General features: G+C 67.5%; 7 protein-coding genes. All 7 read left to right on the top strand.

Translation table 11 applies throughout. The features are described from left to right. Positions 1-159: 159 nt before the first annotated feature. Entirely contained in the window at positions 160-1803 is a 1644-nt protein-coding gene (locus ACZYZ5_RS18135) for an ABC transporter ATP-binding protein (protein WP_463903603.1), read from the top strand. After that, positions 1796-3166, top strand: a complete 1371-nt coding sequence (locus tag ACZYZ5_RS18140) for an ABC transporter permease (protein ID WP_463903605.1) — start codon at positions 1796-1798, stop codon at positions 3164-3166. The genes ACZYZ5_RS18135 and ACZYZ5_RS18140 overlap by 8 nt, the downstream gene beginning before the upstream one ends. Beyond that, a complete protein-coding gene (locus ACZYZ5_RS18145) occupies positions 3163-4479 on the top strand; it encodes an ABC transporter permease (protein ID WP_463903606.1) in 1317 nt (438 codons plus the stop codon). The genes ACZYZ5_RS18140 and ACZYZ5_RS18145 overlap by 4 nt, the downstream gene beginning before the upstream one ends. Positions 4480-4481: 2 nt before the next feature. Then, a complete protein-coding gene (locus ACZYZ5_RS18150; RefSeq protein WP_463903607.1) occupies positions 4482-4886 on the top strand; it encodes a cytidine deaminase in 405 nt (134 codons plus the stop codon). After that, entirely contained in the window at positions 4883-6214 is a 1332-nt protein-coding gene (locus ACZYZ5_RS18155) for a thymidine phosphorylase (RefSeq protein WP_463903608.1), read from the top strand. The genes ACZYZ5_RS18150 and ACZYZ5_RS18155 overlap by 4 nt, the downstream gene beginning before the upstream one ends. Before the next feature lie 128 nt (positions 6215-6342). Beyond that, positions 6343-6981: a DedA family protein gene (locus ACZYZ5_RS18160; protein WP_463903609.1), complete on the top strand. Its 639-nt coding sequence runs from the start codon at positions 6343-6345 to the stop codon at positions 6979-6981. A 110-nt stretch (positions 6982-7091) separates the two neighbouring features. Beyond that, on the top strand, positions 7092-7811 hold a 720-nt coding region (locus ACZYZ5_RS18165), incomplete at its 3' end, for a DedA family protein (protein ID WP_463903611.1).

Below are 7811 nucleotides of genomic sequence, written 5' to 3' on the forward strand. Positions count from 1 at the left end.
TCCGCTAAGCGCCACGGCCCGTCCGGTCACCACCGCACGGGCTGTGGCGCTTTTCGTTGCGGCCCGCTGTGCCTCACATCGCAGGCACTAAGCTGGTGCTGCAGCCCCCACTATGCGTCCGGACCAAGCCTTCCGGACTCCTCGAGATTGGTCAGAGTTTTGAAACTTGAACTCAAGGGCATTACAAAACGCTTCGGCTCCCTGGTAGCCAACGATCACATCGATGTGGTTGTTGAACCCGGGCAGATTCACTGTCTGCTCGGCGAGAACGGCGCCGGCAAGTCCACCCTGATGAACGTCCTCTACGGACTGTACGAGCCCACTGAGGGCGAAATCCTGATCGACGACAAGCCGGTCACCTTCCGCGGCCCCGGCGAAGCGATGGCGGCCGGCATCGGCATGGTGCACCAGCACTTCATGCTGGTCCCGGTCTTTACCGTGGCGGAGAACGTCGCCCTGGGAGCGGAGACCACCAAGACGGGCGGCTTCCTGGACCTGGATGACACGCGCCGGAAGATCCGCGAGATCTCCGACCGGTACGGCTTCGACGTCGACCCCGACGCTCTCATCGAAGACCTCCCCGTGGGCGTGCAGCAGCGCGTCGAAATCATCAAGGCCCTGGTCCGCGACGCCAAAGTGCTCATCCTCGATGAGCCCACGGCCGTGCTGACCCCGCAGGACACCGACGAACTGCTGGACATCATGCGCCAGCTCAAGAGCCACGGCACGTCCATCGTCTTCATCTCTCACAAGCTCCGCGAGGTAAAAGCCGTCTCGGACACCATCACCGTCATCCGGCGCGGCAAGGTCGTGGGCTCGGCCGATCCCGGCGCCTCCACCACGGAGCTGGCGTCCATGATGGTGGGCCGGGCCGTGAACCTGACCCTGGACAAGGCTCCGGCCACTCCGCAGGAGACCACCTTCCAGGTCAAGGACCTCACCGTCATCGCGCCCAGCGGCCAGCACGTCGTGGACGACATCAGCTTCGGGATTGCCCGCGGCGAAATCCTCGCCGTCGCCGGCGTCCAGGGCAACGGCCAGACCGAACTGACCGAGGCCATCCTGGGACTCCAGGACCGCGTCCACGGCTCCATCCTGCTCGACGGCGAGGAGCTCGTCGGCCGCAGCGTCAAAGACGTCCTCAACGCCGGAGTCGGATTCGTGCCCGAAGACCGTTCGCTCGACGGGCTGATCGGGACGTTCTCCATCGCCGAGAACCTGATCCTGGACCGCTACGACCAGCCGCCGTTCGCCAAGGGCATCAGCATGAGCCCGGCCAAGGTCCTGGAGAACGCCAAGACCCGGATCGAAGAATTCGACGTCCGCACCCCGTCCGGCTCGCTCGCGGCCGGCACCCTGTCCGGCGGCAACCAGCAGAAGGTCGTCATGGCCCGGGAGCTCTCCCGGCCGCTGCGGCTCTTCATCGCCTCCCAGCCCACCCGGGGCGTGGACGTGGGCTCCATCGAATTCCTGCACAAGCGGATCGTCGCGGAGCGGGACCACGGCACGCCCGTCATGATCGTCTCCACCGAACTGGACGAGGTGATTGAACTCGCCGACCGGATCGCCGTGCTGTACAAAGGCAGGCTGGTCGGGATCGTCCCGGCCGGCACCGGGCGCGACGTCCTGGGCCTGATGATGGCCGGGGTTTCCCCGGACGAGGCCCAGGCTGACGCCGCAGGGAAGCCCACGGCCCAGCGCCCTGCCGACAACCCCGCGGAACCCCAAGCAACGAACCCGGCGCCCGCCGTCCACCCCGTGCAGGAGCCCGGCTCCGGCGCCGTAGGAGACCACCATGAGTGAAATCAACCAGCCGCGGCCCGCGGCCGCACCGGATCCGGACATTGAGACGCCCGACGAGGGCGACGCCGCCTATGTCACGTCGCTGGACACGGCGGGCGGTGCCCACCAGCCATCGGCCGTTCCGGTCGCCACCCAGAGCGGATCCCTTCCGGGCGCACCGGAAGAGGAGTCGCTGCTGCGCAAGATCTTCACCGGCAACGGCATCGTGACCATCCTGGCGGTGCTGCTGGCACTAATCCTCGGCGGCCTGCTCATCGCTTTAACGGACGAGGTGGTCGGCACCACGGCAGGGTATCTTTTTGCCCGTCCCAGTGATTTCCTCACCGCCGTCTGGTCCGCTGCCACCGGCTCGTATGTCGCCCTCTTCCAGGGCGCAATCTTCAACCCCCGCGGGGCAGGAGCGGCGGGGCAGTTCGCCCCCCTCATGGAGACGCTGACCATCGCCACCCCGCTGATCACCGCGGGCCTCGGCGTCGCACTCGCCTTCCGCGCGGGCCTGTTCAACATCGGTGCGCAGGGCCAGATCATCATGGCCGGCATCCTCGCCTCGTGGGTCGGCTTCGCGCTGGACCTGCCGATGGGGCTGCACCTGCTGCTGGTCCTCGCGGCCGGCGTCGTCGGCGGCGCCGTTTGGGGCGGGATCGTCGGCGTGCTCAAAGCCCGGACGGGCGCCCACGAGGTCATCGTGACGATCATGTTCAACTACATCGCCCTGTATCTCCTGCGTTACCTGCTCGATACGGATTTGTTCCAGCGTCCGGGGGAGAGCACCCCGATTTCCCCCGTCCTGGACGCGTCGGCCGTGTACCCGCTGCTCTTCGGCAGTCAGTACCGGCTGCACGTGGGATTCCTGCTGGCGATTGCGGCCACCGTGTTTGTTTCCTGGCTGCTGAACCGCTCCACGCTCGGTTTCGAGTTCCGCGCCGTCGGGGCCAACCCCAAGGCAGCCCTCACCGCCGGCATCAACGTCTCCCGGGCCACCATCCTGGTGATGACCATTGCCGGCGGCCTGGCCGGCCTGGCCGGCGTCGCGCAGGTGGCCGGCACCGAAAAGGTCCTGACCGACGGTGTCGCGGCAACCTACGGCTTTGATGCGATCACCGTGGCGCTGCTGGGACGATCGTCGCCGTGGGGCACCTTTGCCGCCGGCCTGCTGTTCGGAGCCTTCCGCGCAGGCGCTGTCCAGATGCAGATCCAGACCGGAACCCCGATCGACATCGTGCTCGTGGTCCAGTCGCTCATTGTGCTGTTCATCGCGGCGCCGCCGCTGGTCCGGGCGATCTTCGGACTCAACCCGCGCAAGAAGAAGGCCGCACCCGCCGGCAAATCCCAGAGGGCAGCAGCCGCCGGAGGTGCAGCATGAGCACAACAGCAACCCAGCCCCAGCCGGGCACCCCGCACGCGGACAAGAACCGCACGCAGACAGTCTCCGCCAAGCCCGTGACCTGGAAGTTGCCGGTCACGCTGTCGGTGCTTGCCACGATCGCCTTCATCTTCTTCGGACTGCTGGGCCCGCAGGCCACCGCCAAGTTCGGGGTTTCCTCCGGCGGCGACTTCTTCCAGCTCCCCGCGATCGAAGTCCCCGCATTCCTCGGCGGCATGGTCCTCTCCCTGATCCTGCTGGGCCTGGCGGGCTACGCCCTGGTCCTGAAGGCGAAAAAGGACGTCCGGCCGCCGCGCTGGCTGCCGGCCGTGTTCACCGTCGTGTTCGTGGTCGCCTTCCTGATCTGGGTGGTCGGCGGCGCCCGGACCCCCAGCATTTCGCTGGCAGGCCTGATCGCCGGGTCCGTGACACTCGCCGTGCCGATCGTGTTCGGCTCCCTCTCGGGTGTGCTGTGCGAACGCGCCGGCGTCGTTAACATCGCCATCGAAGGCCAGCTCCTGGGCGGCGCCTTCACGGCCGCACTCGTCGCCAGCCTGACGCACAACCCCTACCTGGGCCTCCTCGCGGCGGCCGTGGCGGGCGCCCTTGTCTCGATGGTGCTGGCGCTGTTCAGCATCAAGTACGTGGTCAACCAGATCATCGTCGGCGTCGTGCTCAACGTCCTGGTCTCCGGGCTCACCGGCTTCCTGTTCAGCACCGTGATGCAGTCGGACCCGGAGAAATACAACTCGCCCGGTGAGCTGCCTATCATCGAGATTCCGGTCCTGTCCGGCATCCCGGTGATCGGGCCCATCCTGTTCAAGCAGTCCGTGGTGGGCTACCTGATGTATGTGGCCGTGATTGTGATCTGGGTTGCGCTGTTCAAGACGAAGTGGGGCCTGCGCGTCCGTGCGGTGGGCGAGCACCCGCAGGCGGCTGACACCCTGGGTATCAAGGTCAACGCGACCCGTTTCTGGAACGTCACGCTCGGCGGCGCCGTCGCCGGAATCGGCGGGTCCTTCTTCACCCTCGTGGCGATCGACAGCTTCACCAAGGAAATCTCCGGCGGCCGCGGCTTCATTGCCCTCGCCGCCATGATCCTGGGCCGCTGGAACCCGATCGGGGCGTTCTTCGCGGCGCTGCTGTTTGGCTTCGCCGACAACCTGCAGAGCATCGTGACGATCATCGGCACCCCCGTGCCGAGCCAGTTCATGGCCATGCTGCCGTACGTCGTGACCGTATTTGCGGTGGCCGGCCTCGTCGGCCGCTCCCGTCCGCCGGCCGCCGACGGCATACCGTACGTCAAGGGCTGAGCGTGGACAGCATCGACGTCGACTGGGCAGCGCTCGAAGCCGCGGCAGTGTCCGCCATGCAGAACGCCTACGCGCCGTATTCGAAGTTCGCGGTGGGGGCCGCAGCCCTCACCGCGGACGGCCGGATCGTGAGCGGCTGCAATGTCGAAAACGCCAGTTACGGGCTGACCCTGTGCGCCGAGTGCGCGCTCGTCGGCAATCTGCACATGACCGGAGGCGGCCTGCTCCGCGCCTTCTACTGCGTCGACGCCGGCGGCAACGTCCTGATGCCCTGCGGCCGCTGCCGGCAACTGCTCTACGAATTCCGAGCTCCCGACATGGAGCTCATGACCACACAGGGAATCAAGACCATGGACCAGATCCTTCCCGATGCCTTTGGCCCCCAACACCTGGAGCAAGCCCAATGACCCAACCGACACAAACCCCCAAGCTGACCGAAGCGTTCGACGCCGTCGACATCATCCGCGTCAAGCGGGACAAGGGCGTGCTCAGCCCCGCCCAGATTGACTGGACGATCGACGCGTACACCCGCGGCGCGATCGCCGACGAGCAGATGGCCGCACTGAACATGGCGATCCTGCTCAACGGCATGGACCGGGCCGAAATCTCGCGCTGGACGGCGGCCATGATCGCGTCCGGCGAGCGGATGGACTTTTCCAGCCTGCGCCGCCCCGACGGCAGTGTGAAGCCCACCTCCGACAAGCACTCCACCGGCGGGGTCGGGGACAAGATCACCCTGCCGCTGGCACCGCTGGTCGCGGTCTTCGGCGTGGCCGTGCCGCAGCTCTCCGGCCGCGGACTGGGCCACACCGGCGGCACCCTGGACAAGCTCGAATCGATCCCGGGCTGGCGCGCCGCCCTGAGCAACGAGGAAATGCTGACCCAGCTCCAGGAGGTCGGCGCGGTTATCTGCGCCGCCGGCGCCGGACTGGCCCCGGCGGACAAGAAGCTCTACGCCCTGCGGGACGTCACCGGCACGGTCGAGGCCATCCCGCTGATCGCGTCCTCCATCATGAGCAAGAAGATCGCCGAAGGCACCGGGTCGCTGGTGCTGGACGTCAAGGTCGGCAGCGGCGCCTTTATGAAGGACGAGGCACGCGCCCGCGAACTCGCCGAGACCATGGTGGCGCTGGGCAAGGACGCCGGCGTCAACACGGTGGCCCTGCTGACCAACATGAACACCCCGCTGGGCCTGACCGCGGGCAACGCGATCGAGGTCGAGGAATCGGTGGAGGTGCTGGCCGGCGGGGGTCCGGAAGACGTCGTCGAACTCACCGTCCGGCTCGCGGAGGAAATGCTCGCCTGCGCGGGCGTGCACGACGCCGACCCCCGGGCCGCGCTCCGGGACGGCCGGGCCATGGACGTCTGGAACCGCATGATCGAGGCGCAGGGCGGGGACCCCCGCGCCAAGCTTCCCGTGGCGAGGGAATCCGAAGTTATTTACGCGCCGGCCGACGGTGTGCTGGTGGAACTCGACGCGATGGCTGTCGGCGTCGCCGCCTGGCGCCTCGGCGCCGGACGGGCCCGCAAGGAGGACCAGGTCCAGGCGGGCGCCGGGGTGCGGATGCACGCCAAGCCCGGCGCGCTGGTCAAGGCCGGCGAACCGCTCATGACGCTCCTGACGGACACGCCGGAGAAGTTTGAACGGGCCAGGGAAGCCCTCGAGCACGCCGTGGTGATTGCCCCGGAGGGCTCACGCCCGGCGCAGCAGCTCATCATCGACCGCATCGCCTAGCCGCCCGTTGCCCTATCACTTGTGGTCCCCAACCGTCAGGGTTAGCCGCCACAAGTGGTAGGGCAAACCGCGGGGCGGCCCGCAGTACACTGGCACGACAGCCGTCCCCCGTTGTTTGTTAGGAAACCGTGCAGGCAATCAACGACTTCATCCTGGCCGCAGCGGGGCAACCCTGGGTCCTCATCCTTGTCTTCGCGTGCTGTGTGATCGACGGCTTCTTCCCGCCCATTCCGAGCGAGTCCGTGGTCGTCGGGCTCGCCGCGGTCGCCGCCGCCGCCGACATTCCCAACCCGTTGCTGCTGGCCGCGACCGCCGCCGCAGGCGCGTTCCTCGGCGACAACATCGCCTACCTGATCGGCCGCCGCACCGGAACCCGGCGCTGGGCCTGGATGCGCGGCCACCGGATGCAGCGGGCCTTCCGCTGGGCCGGCACCGAGCTGCGGAAACGGCCGGCGTCGCTGATCCTCGTGGCGCGCTTCGTGCCGATCGGCCGGGTCGCGGTCAACCTGACCGCGGGCGCCACGCACTTCCCGCAGTCACGCTTCGTGGGATTGACGGTGCTCTCGGCGCTGCTGTGGGCGGCGTATTCCGTGGCGATCGGCCTCTTCTTCGGCCAGTGGTTCGAAGAGAACCACCTGCTCGGCGTCATCGTCGCCGTCATCTGCGCGGTCGGTGTGGGCATCCTGGTGGACCTCGCCATCAGCAGGCTGCGCGGCAGGCTTCCCGAGGACGCCGAACAGCCGGTCCCGCCCTCGGAGCCCGCCTGAAACCGGGGTCCTGGATACAGCAGATTTATCCGGATGGAACGTAGCGCATCCCTGCTGGTCATGGGACACTAAAGAGCGCTTTTCGTCACTTTCCTAGGAGCAAAGCCCGCGTGGAATTTATCAATGAGGCTATTCTCCATGCTGCGGGACAATGGTGGATTTATCCGATCCTCACGATCTTCTGTTTCATCGACGGTTTCGTTCCGATTCTGCCCAGCGAAACCCTGATCGTGGCCCTGGGTGCACTGTCTGTCACGTCCGGCGAGCCGAACATGTGGTTCGTCATGGCCGCCGCCGCTGTGGGGGCCATTGCCGGTGACAACATGGCCTACCTGCTGGGCCGCCACGTCGGCGTCGAGCGCTTCCGCTGGATGCGCAAACCCAAGGTCCACCGTGCCCTGAACTGGGCTCGCTATGAACTCGACAAACGCGGCGCCATGCTGATCTTCACGGCCCGGTACATTCCGGTGGGCCGCGTGGCCGTGAACTGGATCGCCGGCACCACCGCCTACCCGCGGCGCCGCTTCGTCATTCTCGACATTTTCGCCTCCATCACCTGGGTCGCGTACTCGGCCGGGGTCGGCATCATCGCCGGCAGCTGGGTCCACGAACACCCGCTGCTCGGGGTCGGCATCGCCATCGCATTCGCCATCGTGCTCGGCATCGTGATCGACCACGCGCTGACCTGGCTGCACCGCTGGCGCGACACCCGGGGTGCCGCCGCGGCAGCCGGCCGGGCCGCCACCATGGCTGCCGAAGCGAAGGCCGCGCCCGCCACGAACGCGCAGGCCCGGACCGCCGCCGCGACCCCGCAGGCCAGGCCCGCCGCG

It is taken from the genome of Pseudarthrobacter ribosi (genome assembly GCF_055412865.1).

Coding starts and splice junctions, on each gene's coding strand:
- ACZYZ5_RS18140 (WP_463903605.1), top strand. CDS start 1,796: ATGAGTGAAATCAACCAGCCGCGGCCCGCGGCCGCACCGGATCCGGAC.
- ACZYZ5_RS18145 (WP_463903606.1), top strand. CDS start 3,163: ATGAGCACAACAGCAACCCAGCCCCAGCCGGGCACCCCGCACGCGGAC.
- ACZYZ5_RS18155 (WP_463903608.1), top strand. CDS start 4,883: ATGACCCAACCGACACAAACCCCCAAGCTGACCGAAGCGTTCGACGCC.